Origin of the sequence: Paenibacillus sp. SORGH_AS_0306 (assembly GCF_030819345.1) — a bacterium.
Taxonomy (GTDB): domain Bacteria; phylum Bacillota; class Bacilli; order Paenibacillales; family Paenibacillaceae; genus Saccharibacillus; species Saccharibacillus kyungheensis.
This window is the reverse complement of the sequence record NZ_JAUTBP010000001.1, coordinates 3,431,714-3,452,005: the sequence shown is the minus strand read 5'-3', so window position 1 is coordinate 3,452,005 and position 20,292 is coordinate 3,431,714. Positions and strand designations below refer to the sequence as shown.

Below are 20,292 nucleotides of genomic sequence, written 5' to 3'. Positions count from 1 at the left end.
GAGATACAAAAAAAGAGTAGCCATTATGGCTACTCTTTTGGTTTATTTTCATGTTCAGACGGTGGAACTGGGCTTGTATATTGTTGAAATTGTTGCGGATGATCTGGATACTGTTGTTGTCCTTGTGTTGGACCATAGTAAGCTTGCGGGATCGGTGCAGGAGGTACATAAGGTGGATATGCATTTTCGACCCCTTTGTTTTTGGTAAAAGTATAGATCACTACAGCTACAATCGCTGGTAAAGCAATATAGAATACACCAAGTAAAATATTCACTATTCCACCCATACTGATGAGACTGAGTGACATTAAAATACTATCGAAAATAACATGTGCGAATACAGCTGCGATAAAGCCGTAACGTAAAAAGATAAAGCTGAATAACAAACCGATAAATAACAATTCAATCGGACGAGAATATACAGGATAGATCGGATACAACGTATGTCCAAGCGCCCAGATCATTGTAGTAATAAAACAAGCTACAAAAGTATTACGTACTATTTTTTTCAGCATCGCAATACCGAATAGACGATAGACCGCTTCTTCGCCAATCCCTGCCATCCATGCTAATAATGGGAATAGTGCTGGATAGATCATATTATAAGGCGAGCTGGTATCATCTGTAGCAGAGTACACACCAAGTGCATTTTCCAAAATTAAATAAATGATCGACTGTACTCCTAGCAAAATGAGAGCATACAAGTAACCTACAGCAACGCTATGCAATACATATTTGCCATAACCAATTTCTTTTGAACGTGGCCAGATATTGATTCCACGTTCTCTCCATAATCCATCTCCACCGACAAAGGAGAAGTAGAGTAAAATCGCCATCAATACATTTAAAATCAATTGAAGACCAATAATGACATAAGAAACGATTTTGTTCGATTCACCGAGTGTAATATCGACCAGAATAGGCCACATATTGAGCACACTGAATACTGAAATAGCGCAATAGATAATGCTGAGCACAATACCTCGTTTGAATGAAGTATGTCTACGTTTTAGTGAACCGAATACGATAGCCAGTACACCAAGTACAAGCGTAAACAGTCCATAACCGAGTGCGGTTAACCAACCAGCTAATGTTGTCTGTTCTTTGACATAAGCTGTGTACGTATCCGGTGGAGTCAGTACCGGCTGGAAGGAACGAATTTGTCCATACTCATACGTAAACTTGAGTTGTAACTGACTATCGCCTAATTTTCCGTCTTTGGTAGTGTATAGCAAATCTTGTTGATTCCCTTTGGTCTGTAGATTTAATTGTCCTACATCAAATCCCATTGTTTTTAAAATAGGTTGTGCTTGTTCTTGCTTTTCAGCCAGTGTAACTGATTCGTCTTTTTCAGTTGTAGCTGTAGGATCAAGACTAAATGGCTGTGATGCTCCTGTCTTGTTATCATACATAGAAAAAGCAACCACTTTACCGGTATTCATATGTACATCAATATCGAGTGCATCCCCGGTACCTACATCTGGATAATGAACACGAAACACATCATAAGGAGCTACTTTTTCTAACTTTTGCATATACGTCTGTGTTAATTTCTCTTTGGCTACATAACCGCTTAATTCAGCATTCGTATGATACGTTACTGAAGGAGCAGGCAGATCCGGTAATACCAAAGTATTATTGGCAAAAGCTTTGGCACTGTCGATTGCTTTTTCCTGACTAATCACATTTACTTGTTGAACTTCTAATGTGTCTGAAGCTGTAGAAGGGAATACTTGTAAAAGTAAAAATAATACCAAGCCGACAGCAGCAAGCACACCAAGAATTTTGTAATTCGGTTTGAGCTGGACGGGTTGTCCGGTGGGGTTCATGAACATCCTCCTTCAATTTTAAAAATACCTATTTAGTAGAGGGATAGATATTTTGTGATACAAAAATCGTTTTTGTTTAAGCTGTGGCATATGCATACTACTGAATGTTAGTGTAACGCAATCTTTTTTTGATTGCAAAACGCTATAGCAGTCTCTACTCAGAGGAACTATAATCAGAAGCAGTTAGACCATTTGAATACGTATTATTTCAAGAATAGAGAGGTTGAATCGATTTTGAAAAATGGTTTTGAAATAAAAGTGTGGACTCCACCTCGTATTCTTGCTATCGGTTATGCGGTCTGTATTTTAATAGGAACGTTATTATTGATGTTACCTGTTGCTCATCGAAGTGGAGAAGGGTTAAGCTTTTTGAATGCTTTTTTTACAGCCACTTCCGCTACTTGTGTGACAGGGCTAGTGGTTGTAGATACAGGAACGTTTTTCTCAACTTTTGGTCAGGTCGTGATTATGTGTCTGATTCAGATCGGCGGACTTGGATTTATGACAGTAGCCACATTATTTGCACTGGTTTTTCGAAGACGTATTTCTTTACGAGAACGTCTGGTTTTGCAAGAAGCGATGAATCAAGGCGATATGGAAGGGATCGTTCGCTTAATCAAAAAAGTGATTTATTATTCATTTGCGATTGAATTGATTGCTGCTTGCTTGTTTACGCTGCGTTTAATGGCAGATTTCCCGTTAGGACAAGCGATGTATTATGGTGTGTTTCATGCGGTATCTTTATTCAATAATGCCGGGTTTGATTTGTTCGGTCATTATAGTAGCTTTACCCGCTATGTGTCCGATCCAGCAATCAATATGATATCGATGGCTTTGATCATATTAGGCGGGTTAGGGTTTGTTGTATTGTCTGATTTGATAGAATATCGCAAAAAACGTAAACTATCTCTTCATTCCAAAGCCGTATTATGGATGACTTCGATTTTGCTTGTTGGGGGTTTTGTACTCGTTTTTGCATTTGAATTTACGAATATGAGAACGATTGGTAGCTTGAGCTGGGACGGTAAGTTCTGGGGATCGTTATTCCAATCGGTTACCACCAGAACAGCAGGAGCTAACACATTGGATTTAACACAGTTAAGACAAGCGACTTTATTGTTAACAATTATTCTGATGTTTATTGGAGGTTCACCGGGTTCGACAGCAGGTGGAGTAAAAACTACGACCATTTTGCTCATGATCGGAGCTGTTATTAGTATGGTAAAAGGAAAAGAAGATGTGGTTCTATTTTATTTTCGGATCAACAAAGATCGGATTTATAAAGCGTTAACGATTACGGTCTTTTCTTTATCGTTAGTTATTGTAGCGACAATGATTCTGACAATGACAGAAGCGACTGGATTTATAAATGTGTTATTTGAAGCCACTTCTGCATTCGGTACAGTTGGATTGTCACTTGGACTCACACCTAATCTAAGCACACCCGGTAAATTAGTGATTTGTTTGTTGATGTTTGCTGGACGAGTAGGCATGATTACACTGGTCTATGCACTCGCTCCAAAACAAGGCAAAGAACTGTATCGTTATCCTGAAGGTAAAATCATGATCGGTTAAAATCAGTAGGTTTATTCATCCAAGCGTATCGAATCATTCACCGTTTCAAATTGTTCTTTGGTATCAATAATCCATTGTCTGGCTGCTGAACCTAGATCAGAACTTTCACTATACAGAAGACATGTTGTACGGCGGGTCTGTTCCAGTTCAGGAATATGAAGAGAAACCAGTTCATTCCCTGACAATAACTGTTCGCCTACATAAGATTTGGGTAACAACGCAGCAGCCATACAGATCGGTAATAGACGGACAATCGCTTCAAATGAATCGATCTCCATTCGCAAATCGGGCATGACGGTATAACGATGAAATACATCATCTATTAATTTACGATACCATGTGCCTTTTGAGAAAATAATCATAGCCAAACCTTGTAAATCTTGCATTGTAATATCTTTTTTATCTGCTAGTAGATGATTGCCGGGTACTACCAATTCAAGATGATCGTCAAATAAAGGCACACAAATCAGACCGGATTCATGGATAGCTGAAGCGACTATACCTACATCTACTTTTTTATCACGTACCGCATTGACGATTTCGTGCGTTTTACCGGTGATCAATTTGAGCTCTGCATAAGGGTGTTTACGTGTAAAGCTACTCACCAGTGGAGGCAATGTCGTCTGTAAGGTCGTCAGACTGGCTCCAAAGGTCACTGTTGTCTGATCCTCAGACTTATAGCGATTAAGGCTTTGTAGGAACTTGAGGTTCTGCTGGCGCTGTTCTAAAGCGAATGTATACGTAAGTCGTCCAATCGACGTTAATTCCAGTCGTTTACCATTACGATTAAAAAGGGAGACACCTAGATTTTCTTCTAATTTAGAGATTTTACGAGACAGCGCAGGCTGAGATAAATTTAATAATTTAGAAGCTTGATTGAGACTGGATTGTTCTACAACGACCGCAAATATATCAATATCTTCAAGCATCTGGAATTTATCCTTTCCTCTTATGCGTTTTAGTTATAACAATTAATAATTATATTGCAATTCCATTATAAGTCAAAGTAGAGTAACATAAAAAGTGACACAACTTGTTCACAGGATTTGAGCATTGTGAACAGATTGTAAAGCTACGGAAGATGGGGACTTCCTACGCGGAGATTGACGAAGGTCCGAACATCTCTCGTTAATCCACGTCCGGGACAGCATTAACTAATGACTGTCACTATGAAAACGCTCTTATTATGAAAGGGGAACGTCATTCATGAAAGGGTTTTACGCCAGAAGGTTACACTCATTATTAGGGGTCATTCCGCTCGGAGCTTTTTTTATTGAGCATATGATTACCAACTTTTCTGCATACGAAGGCGGAAAAGAATCCTTCGATAAAAGTGTGGCATTTTTGAATAACCTGCCACTTGTGCTGGTTTTGGAAAGTTTATTCATCTTTTTACCACTGATTTATCATGGAGTCTACGGTCTGTATATCGCTTATCAAGCGAAGCCAAACAATGCTAATTACGGTTATGAACGTAACTGGCGCTATACACTTCAACGGATTACCGGTGTAATCACGTTCGTGTATATTGTATGGCATGTATTTGAGACTCGTTTCCAGGTTGCTCTCGGTAATGTAACTCATGAGCAATTAGGCGGAGTTATGTACAATATCGTGACCAATCCAGTAACCTTCGTACTTTACACTATTGGTGTATTGGCAGCTTCGTTCCACTTTGCAAATGGTCTATGGTCTTTCCTAGTAAGCTGGGGAATTACAGTAGGTCCAAGAGCACAACGTGTATCTTCATACGTATGTATGACACTTTTTGTGATTGTATCTATTATGTTTATTTTGTCTCTTGTCGCTTTCCGCAATATGGAATTCGAAGACCCAACGGTTGCATTGCAAGCGATTCGTCATTTCGTAGCATAAACATGAAGTCATATTAGTGCACAGCACAATAGATATACCGTAATACCTTATATTTGCTTCACTCAGCTCATAGTCGAACAGATGTAACGTGATGAACGGTGGCAGGTGAACCGTTCTGCTGTTCGTTGAAGATAGAAGAGCTATAAGGATCAGTAGGCTAAGGGGAGGGTAAATCGTTATGGCAACATCCAATATTATTGTCGTGGGCGGCGGGCTAGCGGGCTTGATGTCTACAGTCAAAGCAGCAGAAGCAGGCGTTCATGTACATTTATTTTCATTGGTACCGGTCAAACGTTCACATTCCGTATGTGCGCAGGGCGGGATCAATGGAGCTGTAAATACAAAAGGTGAAGGAGATTCACCATGGGTGCATTTTGATGATACTGTATATGGCGGTGACTTTTTAGCGAATCAGCCACCAGTTAAAGCAATGTGCGAAGCAGCACCTGGTATTATTCACTTGATGGACCGTATGGGTGTTATGTTTAACCGTACACCAGAAGGATTGCTTGATTTCCGTCGTTTTGGTGGAACGAAGTTTCACCGTACCGCTTATGCAGGAGCAACAACAGGTCAACAATTGTTGTACGCACTGGATGAGCAAGTACGTCGCTGGGAAACAGCGGGGCTTGTAACTAAGCATGAAAACTGGGAATTTCTTTCTGCTGTATTGGATGATGAAGGTGCATGTCGTGGAATTTGTGCACAGGATCTTCGCAATATGGAAAGTGGTTACGTTCGCCGCAGATGCTGTAATTTTGGCAACAGGTGGCCCTGGTATTATTTTTGGTAAAACAACCAACTCGGTGATCAATACAGGAACAGCAGCAAGTGCTGTATATCAACAAGGTGTACATTATGCGAACGGAGAATTTATTCAAATTCACCCGACAGCGATTCCAGGCGATGACAAATTGCGTTTGATGTCTGAATCTGCACGTGGTGAAGGTGGACGTATCTGGACGTATAAAGATGGTAAACCGTGGTATTTCCTTGAAGAAAAATATCCATCTTATGGTAATCTCGTTCCCCGCGATATTGCAACACGCGAAATTTTCCAAGTGTGTGTAGATGAAAAATTAGGGATCAACGGTGAAAACATGGTTTATCTGGATCTATCACATAAAGATCCAAAAGAACTGGATGTTAAATTAGGTGGTATTATCGAAATCTATGAAAAATTCATGGGTGATGATCCACGTAAGATTCCGATGAAAATTTTCCCTGCGGTTCATTATTCAATGGGCGGTATGTGGGTAGATTATAATCAGATGACTAATATTCCTGGTCTGTTCGCTGCTGGTGAATGTGAGTACCAATATCATGGAGCAAATCGTCTGGGTGCTAACTCATTAGTATCAGCGATCTATGGTGGTATGGTTGCAGGTCCAAAAGCAGTTGAATATATTAAAGGATTGAAAAAATCTGCTGCGGATATGCCGACAACGATGTACGATCAAATTCGTAAACAGCAGGAAGATAAATATACGAACCTAATGAATATGCAAGGCAATGAAAATGCGTATGTTTTGCATAAAGAATTAGGTGAGTGGATGACTGACAACATGACGGTAGTTCGTTATAACGATAAGTTGCAAGCAACGATCAATAAGATCAAAGAGCTAAAACAACGTTATACGAAAATCAATATGAATGATTCGTCCAGTTGGAATAATCCTAGCGTAGCCTTTACGCGTCAATTGTGGAATATGCTTGAATTGTCTGAAGCGATGACACTTGGAGCATTAATGCGTGATGAGAGTCGTGGAGCTCACTATAAACCTGAATTCCCAACACGTAATGATGAAGATTTCCTCAAAACGACCAAAGCAACTTGGACACCAGATGGTCCACAGATTTCATATGAAGATGTGGATGTATCTCTGATTCCACCGCGTATACGTGATTATTCCAAAGATTAAGACACATGACACCTATCTCAGTGAAGTGATTAATTTAAGGGGGCATTAGAAATGGCGGAAACCTCAACACAGAGTAACCCAGCTAATGTAACGGCCAAAAAAAACGTCAAGTTTATTATTACCCGTCAGGATAAGCCGGATAGCCCATCATATACAGAAGAATTTGAATTACCTTATCGTCCAGGGATGAATGTGATCAGTGCGCTGATGGAGATTCAACGTAACCCTGTCGACAACACAGGTAAAGCAACAGCACCTGTCTGCTGGGAATCCAACTGTTTGGAAGAAGTATGTGGAGCTTGCTCTATGGTAATCAATGGCAAGCCACGTCAAGCGTGTTCTGCACTGGTTGATAAATTAGAACAACCGGTTCATATTGCGCCAATGAAAACTTTTCCAGTAGTACGCGATCTTGTTATTGATCGTAGCCGTATGTTCGGTGCACTGAAAAAAGTAAAAGCATGGATTCCGATTGATGGTACGTATGATCTGGGCGCAGGTCCGCGTATGCCAGAGAAAAAACGTCAATGGGCTTATGAATTGTCGAAATGTATGACTTGTGGTGTATGTCTAGAAGCTTGCCCGAATGTGAATGACAAAACAGACTTTATCGGCCCTGCGGCGTTGTCTCAGGTTCGTCTGTTCAATGCTCATCCAACAGGTGAGATGAATAAAGAAGATCGTCTAGATGCATTGATGGAGCCAGGTGGTATCGAGGGATGCGGTAACTCGCAGAACTGTGTACGCTCTTGTCCAAAAGGTATTCCATTGACAACTTCGATTGCAGAAATGAACAAAGAAACATCCAAGCATATGTTCAAACGGTGGTTGGGTGTATAATGGTATAGTCGTATATACGATCATACCGGGTTGATAGTAAGCCACTGATCAGGCGGGTTCCGTGTAAAAGCGGAAACCCGCCTTTTATCTTGAACCGGTGGTAGATAGGAGTGATGTGCGTGATCAGTGAAAGACCGATAAGTTATGATCAATTAGTAGAAGAATTTAAAGCATTAGGCATTACAGAAGGGATGAATATTCTAGTACATTCTTCGCTCAAAAGTCTGGGAGGATGGATTCCGGGAAGTGCTGAAACCGTTATCCTGGCTTTGGAAGCAGTATTAGGGGAGTCAGGCACATTGATTATGCCTACTCAAACATCACAATTAACCGATCCAAAAGGATGGATGTATCCACCTGCTGAACAACGTTGGTGGAATCTGATACGTGAAAGTATGCCGCCATATGATCCTGATTTTACAGTGACGACAGGTATGGGCGTTATCGCTGAAACGTTCCGTAAACACAAAAGGAGTCTACCGTAGCGCCCATCCTCAAGTATCGTTTGCCGCATGGGGTAAGCATGCAGAAGAATGGATGAGCGATCATGATCTTGATTTTGGATTAGGCAGCCACTCACCTTTACAAGATTTATATCATGCGAATGGATATGTCATGATGCTTGGAACGACATATCATACCAATACATCGATTCATCTGGCAGAATATATTGCTGAATGGAACGGCAAAAAAGAGATTACTATGAAAGCTCCTATGATGACGGATGAGGGGAAACAGTGGGTGAAGTTCAAAGATTTGAATTTTGATTCCGATGATTTTGATGAAATTGGAGCCGATTTTGAACAGGATTGTCCCCATTTATTTACACAGGGATATATAGCCAAAGCCAAAACACTTTTGATTCAGCAACGTGGACTGGTGGATTATGCGGCAGGTTGGTTGGAAACCCATCGTTAAGGATAAATAATTAGAAGTAGTATTTTATAGGAATAAGTAGACATCGCTTATATAGAGAGGGGAATAGTTATGATTTGGAGAGAGCATGAAGATGCTTTTATTATGATTCGTCAGCATGACCACGCAAAATTGTCAGGGGAATTTGCCCGTCATTTGAATCCTCAGTATATTGAACAAAAAGAGCGCTGGGATGAGGTGCTGATCGGCTGTGAGCAACATGATCGTGGCTGGATTCCTTTAGATGAGATTCCACTATGGGACGATGCGAAGCAAATTCCATTTTCATTTATGCATTTTCCAGAACCGGCGAAATTAGTCTTTTACAGATATGGAATTAAAGAATTGGAAAATATGACGCCCTATGGTGGAATGTTAGCCAGTCTGCATTATGCGGCGTTAGTGAGTCATTATGGAGAAGAAGATCCGTTTTGTATCGCTTTTGTCAAAGAAGAAAAAGAACGTCAAGAACGTATCAAAGAGCAAGTCAAACCTAATGAACAGGCGCTCGCATTTCATCGTTCTGTATTGGAATTATGTGATGATCTATCGCTATATGTATGCTTAAATGATCCTGGCGTGAGCAAAGAAAATGAACAGGATTGGTGGAAAGAAGGATTTGAAGTAGGGAAAAAATTCGCTTTTACAAACGATCAAGCAATTATGCCCAAATGGGTAGACGAGCATCGGGTGAGTCTGTCTCCATTTCCGTTTGAAGCTCCATTTACACTGGAATTGGTCTATCGCAAAGTGAATAAAAAAGATATTCAACAATCCGGTCTGGCTCAAGCATTTGCCGACACTGAAAAACAAACATGGAACATCGAATTTGTCCCATCAGAATCGTAATAGATGGGTACTGGTATCTCTTAATGGTTGTGATCATTCTTATATGCCCATTAAGAGATACGTATTTACATAAGCGTTTTAATCAAAACGCGATCAGGTTCAATAAGAGCGAGATTTTTGTAAAGCAAAATATCTATTCGTTAAGCGTTTTGAATAAAACGCGATCAGGTTCAATAAAAGTAAGATTTTTGCAAAGCCCAATATCTATTCACTAAGCATTTTGAGTAAAAATGTGACCGAGTTCAACGAAAAAATGGAATAATAATGCAAGTGTAAAATGAGCAGGTCACTATCGTAAATTTGACGATAGCTGTTGGATTCGGCACAATAAGCATAATATGTTCAACCGCCTGCGGGCAGCCGAATCCAAAGGAGGAATTTTAGCCTGAATCCCTATGACTCTTTACACACACTTTATGATCCGATAAGAATTCCTTTTTATTTTAAACATAGATATGATATCACCCGTAGACAATTTTTGAAGCGAAGTACAGTCGTAGTCGCTTCTCTAGGATTGGGAACAGCAGGATATACGTGGCTAGGAGAGCCGAATTGGTTAGACAAAGTCTATATCGATTTACCGCTTCCTCAGTTACCACCCAGTCTAAACGGGATGAAATTAATTCAATTTAGCGATGTCCATCTAGGTATGGGCAAAGAAGCATCCGATCTGGAAAAGTTAGCCGATATCATTATGGCGGAAAAACCAGATATGATTTGTTTTACAGGAGATATGGTAGACGATGATCCAACACCTTTACGTGCAGGAGTAGGCGCACTTCAGAAAATGTCTGCTCCGTTAGGCAAATTTGCAGTATTGGGGAATCATGATTATTTGCAAGATGTGCTGTCTGTGTCTACTATGATAGAACAAGGCGGATTCAAAATGTTAACAAACGAAAATGTACAGATCAAGCAACCGGATGGAACACTTGCGATTATTGGTCTGGATGATCAGTTACTCGGCAAGCCTAACGTAAATAAAGCGACAGCAGATATTGGTAAAGACGCTTGTCGTATTTTATTGATGCATGAACCCGATTATGCGGATAAGATTCCGATTAATTTTGGTTTTCATTTGCAATTGTCAGGTCACAGTCATGGCGGGCAGATTCGATTGCCCTGGTTCGGCGCAGTGATTACTCCTCGTGGCTCGCGTAAATATATTATGGGCTGGTATCAAGCAGGGCCACAGCGTCAGCTTCCACTCTATGTTAATCGTGGCATCGGAACGTCTCAAGTGCCGATCCGCTTTCTCTGTCGACCGGAGTTGACGATATTTACGCTTAGACGAGCAGAGGGTTAATAGCAGTAAGAAGAAGTTGTATTTGTAAAGCCAAATGCGGAAGAAAAGATATTTTGCGGGGCAAAAATCATATTTAATGGGATTAGAAGAGGTCGCATTTATGAAGCCAAATGCTGGATGAAAGATATTTTGCGGTGCAAAAATCATGGTTGATGAGATTAAAAAAAGTCGCATTTATGAAGCCAAATGCTGGGGGGAAAAGAAATGGAACGTATTGCTTTGGTGTCTGATATTCATGGAAATTATCCGGCTTGGCAGGCGGTATTAGCAGATATAGATGGAAAAGGAATTACACGTATTTTTTGTCTGGGCGATCTGGTTGGTAAAGGGCCGGATGCGGTCAAAATCACCGATGAAGTCGCTTTGCGTTGTGAAGTCATTATTCGTGGGAATTGGGAAGAACTTGTTGCCCGCATGAGTGAAAATGATGAATTGTTTGGCTGGCAAGCCCGGCAATTGGGAGCAGAGCGGGTCAAATTTCTGGATGAATTACCATTTCGCCATGAATTTTTATTGAGTGGACGATTGGTCTCGTTAGTCCATGCATCGCCTGAAAATGTTTTTCATCGTGTACAGCCTTGGGATGATCTAGAGCGCCGCATGGGAATGTTTGCACCGATTGTTAATCCAGATACACAAGAATCGCTTATTCCAGATATCATTGGCTACGGAGATATCCATAATGCATATATGCAACATCTGGAAGGTCGATTATTATTTAATACAGGAAGTGTAGGGAATCCATTAGATATGCCAGCCGCATCGTATGCGATTTTGGAGGGGGATTATTTGTCTGAAGTGATTTCTCCTTATTCATTACAATTGGTTCGTGTTCCTTACGATATTGAGCAGGCGGTACAGGATGCTCGAGATGCAGATATTCCTGCACTGGATTACTATATTAAAGAATTGCGCACCGGTGTGTATCGTGCCATGCAGCAAGACTAACCCGAGGAGGAATGGCGATGTTGAGTAAACAGGATTTGAAAAAGGGCTTTCCTGATCTGTATACAGACCGACTCAAATTACGCCGTCTAACTGCGCAGGATGTGGAGATTTGGTGGGAGTGTGCCAGCGATCCACAGGTGATGAAATATTTGTACGGAGCCAAAGAAAGCAAAGAGTATCAGTCTTTACAGCCAGATCGTCTGGGTCGAAGAGTGGAAGAAGCTTTTCGTAGCCTGAGTTCAATGCATTTTGCGATCACTTCCAAAGAAGAGGGCACATTATATGGCGTATGTTCTTTTCAACGGTGGGACGAACGTGCAGCACGTGCAGAGATAGGGTTTGCGTTGTGCCGTAGCCATTGGGGAAGAGGATATGCAGCCGAAGCGTCCAGTCGCATGGTTGAGTTTGGCTTTGAAGAGATGGGCTTATCTCATATTGTAGGTCGTTGTCATGCAGACAATGCTCTGTCTCAACGGGTACTTGAGAAAAATGGCATGCGTCCGCAACAACCTTCTTCTAATGCAGGGATTCAGAGCTACTGGGAAGAGATGGGGATCATGATTTATTCTATCGCGCATACCGAATACTTGTTGCGCAAAGAACGTGCAGCTTCACATAGTCATAGTCAAGGCAGAAGTGGAGGCGCTTCTTCTTCATGAATGGACAACAGTGGTTCACCCGTCCGCTTGGTATATGGAGCAGTTCACTGATCGCTACGATTTTGTGGGGAAGTGCACTGCCTTTTATCAAGTTAAGCTATGCTCATCTGGGGATAGAGAGTCATGATATTTTTGCGCAATGGTTATTTGCAGGGTATCGCTTTACATTAGCGGGATTGTTATTAATGGTATTAGCGAAAATATTAAATCCCAAAGGGCAACCTATTCCTCATATTCCTGCTAAACGGTTAATTCATTTATCGCTGTTCCAGACATTGCTACAATACATTTTTGTATATGCGGCACTGGGGATGGGATCAGGGATGACGATGTCGATTATTGCAGGTTCTGTGTCCCTTTTTCAAATGTTATCGATTCGTTGGATCGACAATACGGAACGATTATCGTTGCGGAAATGGTTGGGATTACTGCTTGGGTTTACAGGAATTGCAGTGATGGGGTTTGGTCAAAGTGGAGGCAATGTACATTTTGGCTTTGGACTGGGTGAACTGCTGATGTTGTTGTCTGCACTTACTGGAGGATGGGGTAATGTGTTGGCAAGGCGTGAAGCAGGCATTGAGCCGATCTTAAGTCTGACTGGTCGTCAGATGTTCTGGGGCGGTCTAGGCTTGATTGTTATCGGTTCCTTAACCGGGCATCCGTTTCCTTTCCAATGGGATCTAGCGGCTGTATGGATGCTTCTGTATCTGGTTGTACTGTCTGCTGGAGCATTCGCATTATGGAATACAGTGATGAAATACAATAAAGTAGGCAAAGTATCGATGTATCTATTTTTGACACCATTATTTGGCGTTGTATTGTCTGCTCTATGGTTAGATGAAAAGTTATCGATCTGGGCAGCACTTGCGTTACTTCTGGTCGCAAGCGGGATTATACTGGTCAATCGGGAACGGATTGTACATAAAGGGTAAAATTTTGTTATACAACTGCAACAGTGTTGCAACTCAATCCCAATAGAAAACAGGTATGATGTTCTCAAGACCCCCTTTTTGAATATATGATGGACCTGCGTGAGTGCAGGTCTCTTTTTTTGCGCCTATATACCTTTATACGTTAGCAAATACAAAAACTCTAACCTTTGTGCCTGTAAACCACTTCAATAACGAAGAGCTAGACAGTCAAAGGTTAGAGCCATATGGTATATCTATTCGTATATTCACCGAGAGCATTCAATCGCAATACAGTACATCTTCTCTAAATGGCAGTACAAGCACCTATCACTACAAATGATTTACAGGGCAACAGCTTGACGTTGTTTTTGCTTATAGTAGACCCATTCTGTAAAGCCGATATCACGTAACTTTTGAGCGACTTTATCGAAATCATCGCCAACTCGTTGTGGAATATGAGAATCGGAACCAAATGAAATGTCTACACCGAAATGATGAGCACGTTCAAGAATTTCATCTACAGGATGCCATAGTCCACAGACTTTAATCTTACCCGAAGTATTCACTTCAATCGCTACGCCACACTCCGCAATAACTTGTAATGTACGGTCTATCGCTTGTGGAGCCTCAATTTGAGTGAAATCAGGATAATTACTTTTTATAGCATCAATATGTCCAAGAATCTGGAACATCCCGCTACGAGCAGATTCAGCGATCATGCGGAAGTATTCTTCTTTGGTCGCAATCTGGTCTGCTGTATTCATGCCTTTCCAGCGTGAACGATCAAAAATACTATAACCGCTACTGTAATGAACAGAACCGATAATATAATCAAAAGGATATTGAGACAACGTTTCATGATATAGCTTGGCATGGTCCGGGAAATAATCTGATTCGATACCAAGCAAAACATCGATTTTGCCTTCATATTCTTTTTTGAGTTCTAATACTTCGTGTACATAATGTTGAAGCTCGCTTTTACCCATGGCTATCTTGGGAAAAGCTTGATCGAGATCACTGCTGAAAAAGGGAGTATGATCTGAAATGCCGATCACTTGAATATCAGCAGCAATCGCAGCTTCTATATAATCGCGGATATCACCATCCGCATGTCCACAACGATAATGATGGGTATGAAGATCGAATTTCATAACAATCGCTCCTTAAGCGCCTGGTTAGATCAGCGCAACTTCTTATAGTAAATCAAACAGAATAGGTGCACAGCCAAATTACGTGACAATAAGTGCTTGGCAAGATAAGTATTAGTTCTTTATCAACTTTTTAGTCATTATTCAGTGCTAATAAATTGATCAGCAGGCATACCTTTGAGATCGTCTAAAAATTGACGCATAGCCGAATTCAGATATCTGCCTGATTTATAAATCAGACCTACAGGATGACTTACCTCAAATTCAGGCATAGGAATCATCACCAGTGTACCGTGGCGTAATTCACTTGTGATTGATTGTCTCGAAATAATCGCTACCCCCAGATCAATCTCGACCATTCGTTTGACTTCTTCACTACTGGACAATTCCATCACAATCTGAGGTTCAATATGATGTTCTTTGAATACTTCATCTACAAATCGGCGACCTACCGTATCCGGAGATAACATAATAAGAGGCAGATGTTGCAAATCTTGAATATTGGCTTTTTTGGTACGAGCTAAAGGATGCTGTGGAGAAACGACTAACTCAAACATATCATAATATAAAATAGAGGTATTTAAATTCGGATTGCGTTCAATCAGATAACTGATTCCGACATCGACCAGCCCATTTTCTACACTATGATAGACCTGTGAAGATGACATCGAATGAATCATCGTTTGAATCAGTGGAAATTGATCTTGGAAATAAGAAAGTACTCTCGGTAAAATCTGAATCGCTATAGAAGTCGGCGTACCCAGCGTAATGCGTCCTTGAGGCGTCTCATCGAGATCAGATAACCGTTGCTTTAATTGCTCAACAATCGCTAACATCTGCTCAGCATGCTCTAAAAAAACAACCCCCTGATCGGTTAATGTAACGGGTTGGTTACGATCCACCAGTACCGTTTTAAATTCATCTTCCAGACTTTTAATCTGAGCAGAGACTGCAGGCTGAGTTAGATTTAGTAGTTCTCCTGCTTTACGGAAGCTCATTGTCCGCGAAATGGTCAATAAGGTTTCCAATTGACTGATATTCATGAGTTCCTCCTTATGTATGCCAAATTGTTAAATACTTGCATAGAAGATAAAGTATTCAACAATCGATACCTATCTAAATTATAGGGGATTACACAAAAAGCATCAATGCAGGAAGAAATCTTTAAAATCTATTAACATAAAATGTACATAATTCAGTGCTTGCGACCGATAATAAATAAAGACAGTTAAAAAGACCTAAGATTTAGAAAAAAGAGCAACAAATTTACCAGTAAATGTCGATTTTTAAGATTATCAACAGTAGATTTGCAAAAAAAATTAAAAAATGGAAGATACATCAATGATTCTAGATGATTTGAACTAGGTTATAAGGTATAATATCCATAATATCATAGGTCAAAAGTTGTGTTTAAATATGAACCCAATCGTAAAGGGGAGTAAACGAATTATGAAAGCGGAAGTAATCAATCCATTTTTGGAAGCTGCGCGACTCGTTATTGGACAAGTAGTACAAGTGGCTCCTTCCACAGGAAGCCTGGGCATTAAAGATATCGAGCTAGTTGACGGTTATATCTGGATTCAGATCGGAATGACCGGACAAATGAGCGGAGATATTATGTTTGGTATTGAAGAAGCAGTAGCGTTGCGTATGGTTTCAGCAATGATGGGTGGCTTTGTGATTACAGAGATGGACGAAATGAGTCAAAGTGCTATCTCAGAATTAGGCAATATGATTAGTGGTAATGCAAGTACCATTTTATCCAACCAAGGCGTTACAGTAGACATTACACCTCCAAAGGTAATGAAGACTAGTGCCATGACTGGATTTGTGTCCGCCAAAGCATTAACAATTCCTTTGTTAATGGATGGAATCGGAGAACTCGATATTCAAGTAATGATCTCTTAATCGGCAAAACCATCTGTATACTTCCAAAGAGTACGATAAAACCTCTTCTACCTGAGCGTAAAGGTAAAAGAGGTTTTATTGTATATTCATACAGGATGAGCATAACCAAGCATAAAGTTAAGAGGTCAATTTCTTACCTTCACCGCTTAATATTTTCAGAATATCATTCTCATAGCCTAATACATAATCAAGCTTATACGAGCTATATACTGTTCCTGTATCTTTGCGTTCTTCGGCTGTAATCTCGACCGTTACTTTAACTTGATCTCCATCTTTGCTAGCAATAATCGAGTCAATCGAGACTTCGCCTGTTTGAATATAGCCTTGACGGAAATCGGCATAAGACAGATTGCTTTGCCAGCGACTCCCCAGCAAAGAGTATGCGGTAACATAATCTTGCATACTTAGACTTTCATAAAAGTAGCTGACGATATACTGAGCATCATCTTGTACAGAAGGTGCATCGGATACGGTATCGGTAGCTGGCTTGGAGGTTTTAGGTAAATCTTTACCCGGATTCTTTGACCATTTCTGTACCGTTTCTTGAATCTCGGATACAGGAATACTGAAGCCAATCGTATTCGATTCGCTTGCCATAGCTGAATTTATACCTAACACTTCGCCAGTATCGGCATGAATGAGTGGGCCACCGCTATTCCCCGGAGCAATAGGTGCGCTGATCTGATAGAGATTGGTATAGACATAAGGATCTATCGTAAAATCACGCCCCACTCCACTAATAATGCCAGTGGTAATCGTATTTTGTAAACCAAGCGGGCTACCGAGAGCTAATACATTATCACCTACATCGGCGTTACTATTTTGCGCTAATGATAAAGGTTCTGTGTCAGCTAGCTCTGGAACTCTAACTACAGCGATATCCATATCTGTACCTATACCGATCACTTTGCCATCTAGCGTACGGGCATCGGCTGTTTTCACTTTGACGTTCAGTGCTCCTGCGACAACATGAGCATTGGTAATAATATCGCCTTGCTTGTTATAAAGAAACCCTGATCCAAGAGATCCATCATCTAACTCAATCATCACGACTTTTTTCTGAGTATTAAAAATAACATCTTTTAAAGCCGGATTCCCTTTGGAAGCTTGGGTAGCTTTGGTTGTGACCGTTGCGACTAAAGGTTTATTTGGTAATTGAGCAGGAACGGTACGATTGATATACATAAAGGAACCTATACCTGCCGCAACAATGACTACGCTGGTAATACTGCTTACTATCCATGCTTTATTCATATAGGCTCCTCCTTAATCCAGATACCATGTAATATTATCAATCTGTATCGTCACTTCTTCATACCAGTCATATTCATATGCACTGTAAGATCCTGTAGCTCCGATCGCCAGATCATAAGGTTCGACAGATGCGGAAGAAGAAAATAGATAATTACCGGCGGCATCATAACCGGAATAATAAACAGTGATCGAATAAATAGGCTTGGTAGCTACATTTTTGACTTCACCGTAAATTTCGATATCACCATATTCATTAAGCTGTACATCGAGATTCGATAATTCAACACCGGCTGTTCGGTTTTTTAAATCTTCTTCTTCGGCTTGTTGAATAGCTCGTTCGATGCGCTGTTTTTCAGCAAGTTCGAAGGCTTCTTTTTCAGAAGTGATCCGTTTTTGTAGCGATAGTAATTTTTCATCTTTGCTAGAGTACTGTAGCCCGGATTTGACAGCTTCTGTAGCCTGGCTAAAATCATTTTGTTGGAGAAGCTTTTCGGCATTTTTCATACTGATCGTTATAATCTTATTAATAATCAATTGATGAACTTCTTTAGCTTCCTGATTATTTAGTCGATCTACTTCATCAAGCTTATAAGCGAGTGCATCAATCGTATCCAATTGGTCTAATTCTTTTTTCACTTGAAGAACAGCCAGCAGATCTTGATTGCGATTGGCTAACGTTTTTTCTTGATCAAATATCGGTTCCTTGCGAGCATCTAAAGCTTTTTGCAAAGTGGTCAATGATTGTTCCGCAGGTTCTAGCTGATTTAATTTGAGCTTGGAAGAAACCGTTGTTAATTTGGTATGGATACGATTCGCGGTCTCAATCATACGTTGATCTGTATTTAATACTGTATAGGTCGGGCGTAAAGTAGTGGCTTGGGTAAGCTTGGTCAGAGCAGGTTCATACTGTCCTTTAAGAGCAAGCGTACTTGCTTCTTGATGTAACTGGGTGACTTGTTGATTGATATCTTGTTGATGCTGATACCACCAAAATAAAGTACCTGCTATACCAAGCAATAATACTGTTGGTATGATCCATGTTAGATGACGTAAAGGAGAAGCAGTGGGTTGAGGTGGTGCTCCTGATGATGAAGTCGATGATGCAGATGCTACAGAATGAATATGTTCTGTATCACTAGACTGCGAATCAGGATGAACTGAAGACGAATCTGAACGAAGTTGATCCAGAATATCTACAGAAGGCTGTTCGTGAGGGATTTCCTGTGTATCAGGTGACGGTTCTGTCGGTGTCTGAAGTTTAGCTCCACACTGACTGCAAAAAACAGCATTATCCGGCTGATTTGCCCCACAATGGTTACAATACATCATAATCCTCCTTATCAAGCGCTTGGCAATAAAAACGCGATTTCTTCTAGTGAAATGAAAAATGATTTTTGCAAAGCAAAATATCTTACATCAAGCGTTTGGCAACATAAACGCGATTTCTTTTAGTAAAATGAATAATGATTTTTGCAAAGCAAAATATCTTACATCAAGCGTTTGGCAACATAAACGCGACTTCTTCTAGTAGAATGAAAAATGATTTTTGCAAAGCAAAATATCTTACATCAAGCGTTTGGCAACATAAACGCGATTTCTTCTAGTGAAATGAAAAATGATTTTTGCAAAGCAAAATATCTTACATCAAGCGTTTGGCAGTAAAAACGCGACTTCTGTAAACATTTGGCACTACAAACGCCATAATGAATTCTGAGTTAAAAGTAACCAAGTAACTGAATAAAATATAACATGTTTTCTTGATGTTGAGGAAATAATTTCCTATAAGTAAAGCGTTTGTAAAAGAGTTTATTTGGCAGTTCAGACCTATCAAAGTATAATGAAAAAGAATTTTGTAGATGCGTGTGCTAGCAATAGATACAGGAGGACGCCAATGGCAAACCAAGCGAAAGATTCGATCCCTGTACTGATCTATCGTTATCAAGGGCCGAAAAGAAATATAGGTTTTACATTATCGCCTTTTCTTATCGAAGACGATCAACAAGACATTTCATTACAAGAAATGTTGTTTATATATAATGAGGATTTTGATTATATCCGTCCGCTGTTGGATAAGCATTTTCCGTTAACCAATCCATATACGATGGAGACAATGAATGGATTAGATCCCTGTTGGGATAATCCGATCGGTAAAGAAATATGGGTGACTGTATTAGAAGAACTGGATCAACAGCAAGTAGAAGATCCAGAGCTGGCAGTATTCTGGCAACAATTCAAAACATGGATCAGTATACAATTACAGAATGCTGACGGCATAGAAGTAACAGGTAATCTGTAAATGTATATGCAAATATATCAATCTATATGTTGTAGATAAAGTAGAATTCATTTTCGG

At 40.3% G+C, this 20,292-nt stretch carries 18 protein-coding genes and 1 pseudogene; 13 read left to right on the top strand and 6 right to left on the bottom strand.

All coding sequences use genetic code 11. The features are described 5' to 3' along the window. Positions 1–29 precede the first annotated feature (29 nt). Positions 30–1,829: a CPBP family glutamic-type intramembrane protease gene (locus QE450_RS15020; protein ID WP_307300248.1), complete on the bottom strand. Its 1,800-nt coding sequence runs from the start codon at positions 1,827–1,829 to the stop codon at positions 30–32. Between the two features lie 234 nt (positions 1,830–2,063). Between QE450_RS15020 and QE450_RS15015 the strand changes: the two genes are divergently transcribed. Next, positions 2,064–3,404, top strand: a complete 1,341-nt coding sequence (locus QE450_RS15015) for a TrkH family potassium uptake protein (protein WP_373461984.1) — start codon at positions 2,064–2,066, stop codon at positions 3,402–3,404. Between the two features lie 11 nt (positions 3,405–3,415). Here QE450_RS15015 and QE450_RS15010 read toward each other — a convergent pair whose 3' ends face one another. Continuing rightward, positions 3,416–4,333 carry a LysR family transcriptional regulator gene (locus QE450_RS15010; protein ID WP_307300244.1) on the bottom strand — a complete coding sequence of 306 codons (918 nt, stop codon included), beginning with the start codon at positions 4,331–4,333 and terminating at the stop codon, positions 3,416–3,418. Positions 4,334–4,610: 277 nt separating this feature from the next. On the opposite strand from QE450_RS15010, the gene QE450_RS15005 reads away from it, so the two are divergent. The 10 genes and pseudogenes from QE450_RS15005 to QE450_RS14960 all read left to right on the top strand — a co-directional run bounded on the left by QE450_RS15005 (position 4,611) and on the right by QE450_RS14960 (position 13,650). Next, positions 4,611–5,279, top strand: a complete 669-nt coding sequence (locus tag QE450_RS15005; RefSeq protein ID WP_204826800.1) for a succinate dehydrogenase cytochrome b558 subunit — start codon at positions 4,611–4,613, stop codon at positions 5,277–5,279. A gap of 178 nt (positions 5,280–5,457) precedes the next feature. After that, positions 5,458–7,201, top strand: a pseudogene (sdhA, locus tag QE450_RS15000) (succinate dehydrogenase flavoprotein subunit). 51 nt (positions 7,202–7,252) lie between these two features. Continuing rightward, positions 7,253–8,041, top strand: a complete 789-nt coding sequence (gene sdhB, locus QE450_RS14995; RefSeq protein WP_273613482.1) for a succinate dehydrogenase iron-sulfur subunit — start codon at positions 7,253–7,255, stop codon at positions 8,039–8,041. A 119-nt stretch (positions 8,042–8,160) separates the two neighbouring features. Then, positions 8,161–8,526, top strand: coding sequence for an AAC(3) family N-acetyltransferase (locus QE450_RS14990; RefSeq protein ID WP_307300240.1), 366 nt, complete (start codon positions 8,161–8,163; stop codon positions 8,524–8,526). Next, entirely contained in the window at positions 8,489–8,959 is a 471-nt protein-coding gene (locus QE450_RS14985; RefSeq protein ID WP_307302721.1) for an AAC(3) family N-acetyltransferase, read from the top strand. Before QE450_RS14990 ends, QE450_RS14985 begins: the two co-directional genes overlap by 38 nt. A gap of 69 nt (positions 8,960–9,028) precedes the next feature. Then, positions 9,029–9,805, top strand: coding sequence for a DUF3891 family protein (locus QE450_RS14980; RefSeq protein ID WP_273613480.1), 777 nt, complete (start codon positions 9,029–9,031; stop codon positions 9,803–9,805). A gap of 364 nt (positions 9,806–10,169) precedes the next feature. After that, the gene (locus QE450_RS14975; protein WP_373462046.1) at positions 10,170–11,111 is read left to right on the top strand and encodes a metallophosphoesterase; all 942 of its coding nucleotides are present in this window, start codon (positions 10,170–10,172) and stop codon (positions 11,109–11,111) included. A 204-nt stretch (positions 11,112–11,315) separates the two neighbouring features. Beyond that, entirely contained in the window at positions 11,316–12,059 is a 744-nt protein-coding gene (locus QE450_RS14970) for a metallophosphoesterase family protein (protein WP_307300235.1), read from the top strand. Between the two features lie 17 nt (positions 12,060–12,076). Beyond that, entirely contained in the window at positions 12,077–12,718 is a 642-nt protein-coding gene (locus QE450_RS14965; RefSeq protein WP_273613477.1) for a GNAT family N-acetyltransferase, read from the top strand. Continuing rightward, positions 12,715–13,650: a DMT family transporter gene (locus QE450_RS14960; protein WP_273613476.1), complete on the top strand. Its 936-nt coding sequence runs from the start codon at positions 12,715–12,717 to the stop codon at positions 13,648–13,650. Before QE450_RS14965 ends, QE450_RS14960 begins: the two co-directional genes overlap by 4 nt. 320 nt (positions 13,651–13,970) lie before the next feature. Here QE450_RS14960 and QE450_RS14955 read toward each other — a convergent pair whose 3' ends face one another. Further along, positions 13,971–14,780 carry a histidinol-phosphatase gene (locus QE450_RS14955; RefSeq protein WP_273613475.1) on the bottom strand — a complete coding sequence of 270 codons (810 nt, stop codon included), beginning with the start codon at positions 14,778–14,780 and terminating at the stop codon, positions 13,971–13,973. Between the two features lie 137 nt (positions 14,781–14,917). Next, entirely contained in the window at positions 14,918–15,820 is a 903-nt protein-coding gene (locus QE450_RS14950) for a LysR family transcriptional regulator (RefSeq protein ID WP_273613474.1), read from the bottom strand. Positions 15,821–16,226: 406 nt separating this feature from the next. Between QE450_RS14950 and QE450_RS14945 the strand changes: the two genes are divergently transcribed. Beyond that, positions 16,227–16,685, top strand: coding sequence for a chemotaxis protein CheX (locus QE450_RS14945; RefSeq protein WP_204826789.1), 459 nt, complete (start codon positions 16,227–16,229; stop codon positions 16,683–16,685). A 117-nt stretch (positions 16,686–16,802) separates the two neighbouring features. Here the strand turns inward: QE450_RS14945 and QE450_RS14940 are convergent, their stop codons facing one another. Both QE450_RS14940 and QE450_RS14935 read right to left on the bottom strand, forming a co-directional pair. Further along, a complete protein-coding gene (locus QE450_RS14940; protein ID WP_307300226.1) occupies positions 16,803–17,939 on the bottom strand; it encodes a S1C family serine protease in 1,137 nt (378 codons plus the stop codon). A 12-nt stretch (positions 17,940–17,951) separates the two neighbouring features. After that, the gene (locus QE450_RS14935) at positions 17,952–19,265 is read right to left on the bottom strand and encodes a zinc-ribbon domain-containing protein (RefSeq protein WP_307300223.1); all 1,314 of its coding nucleotides are present in this window, start codon (positions 19,263–19,265) and stop codon (positions 17,952–17,954) included. A 565-nt stretch (positions 19,266–19,830) separates the two neighbouring features. On the opposite strand from QE450_RS14935, the gene QE450_RS14930 reads away from it, so the two are divergent. Beyond that, complete coding sequence (locus QE450_RS14930; RefSeq protein ID WP_307300221.1) at positions 19,831–20,235, top strand: hypothetical protein; 405 nt, start codon at positions 19,831–19,833, stop codon at positions 20,233–20,235. The last annotated feature ends 57 nt before the right edge of the window (positions 20,236–20,292 follow it).

Bases quoted from the DNA above. Each gene is read 5' to 3' on its own strand.
- QE450_RS14950 (WP_273613474.1), bottom strand. From the start codon at position 15,820: ATGAATATCAGTCAATTGGAAACCTTATTGACCATTTCGCGGACAATG.
- QE450_RS14965 (WP_273613477.1), top strand. From the start codon at position 12,077: ATGTTGAGTAAACAGGATTTGAAAAAGGGCTTTCCTGATCTGTATACA.
- QE450_RS14945 (WP_204826789.1), top strand. From the start codon at position 16,227: ATGAAAGCGGAAGTAATCAATCCATTTTTGGAAGCTGCGCGACTCGTT.
- QE450_RS15005 (WP_204826800.1), top strand. From the start codon at position 4,611: ATGAAAGGGTTTTACGCCAGAAGGTTACACTCATTATTAGGGGTCATT.
- QE450_RS14955 (WP_273613475.1), bottom strand. From the start codon at position 14,780: ATGAAATTCGATCTTCATACCCATCATTATCGTTGTGGACATGCGGAT.
- QE450_RS14960 (WP_273613476.1), top strand. From the start codon at position 12,715: ATGAATGGACAACAGTGGTTCACCCGTCCGCTTGGTATATGGAGCAGT.
- QE450_RS15020 (WP_307300248.1), bottom strand. From the start codon at position 1,829: ATGAACCCCACCGGACAACCCGTCCAGCTCAAACCGAATTACAAAATT.
- QE450_RS14940 (WP_307300226.1), bottom strand. From the start codon at position 17,939: ATGAATAAAGCATGGATAGTAAGCAGTATTACCAGCGTAGTCATTGTT.
- QE450_RS15010 (WP_307300244.1), bottom strand. From the start codon at position 4,333: ATGCTTGAAGATATTGATATATTTGCGGTCGTTGTAGAACAATCCAGT.
- sdhB (WP_273613482.1), top strand. From the start codon at position 7,253: ATGGCGGAAACCTCAACACAGAGTAACCCAGCTAATGTAACGGCCAAA.
- QE450_RS14980 (WP_273613480.1), top strand. From the start codon at position 9,029: ATGATTTGGAGAGAGCATGAAGATGCTTTTATTATGATTCGTCAGCAT.
- QE450_RS14970 (WP_307300235.1), top strand. From the start codon at position 11,316: ATGGAACGTATTGCTTTGGTGTCTGATATTCATGGAAATTATCCGGCT.
- QE450_RS14930 (WP_307300221.1), top strand. From the start codon at position 19,831: ATGGCAAACCAAGCGAAAGATTCGATCCCTGTACTGATCTATCGTTAT.
- QE450_RS14935 (WP_307300223.1), bottom strand. From the start codon at position 19,265: ATGTATTGTAACCATTGTGGGGCAAATCAGCCGGATAATGCTGTTTTT.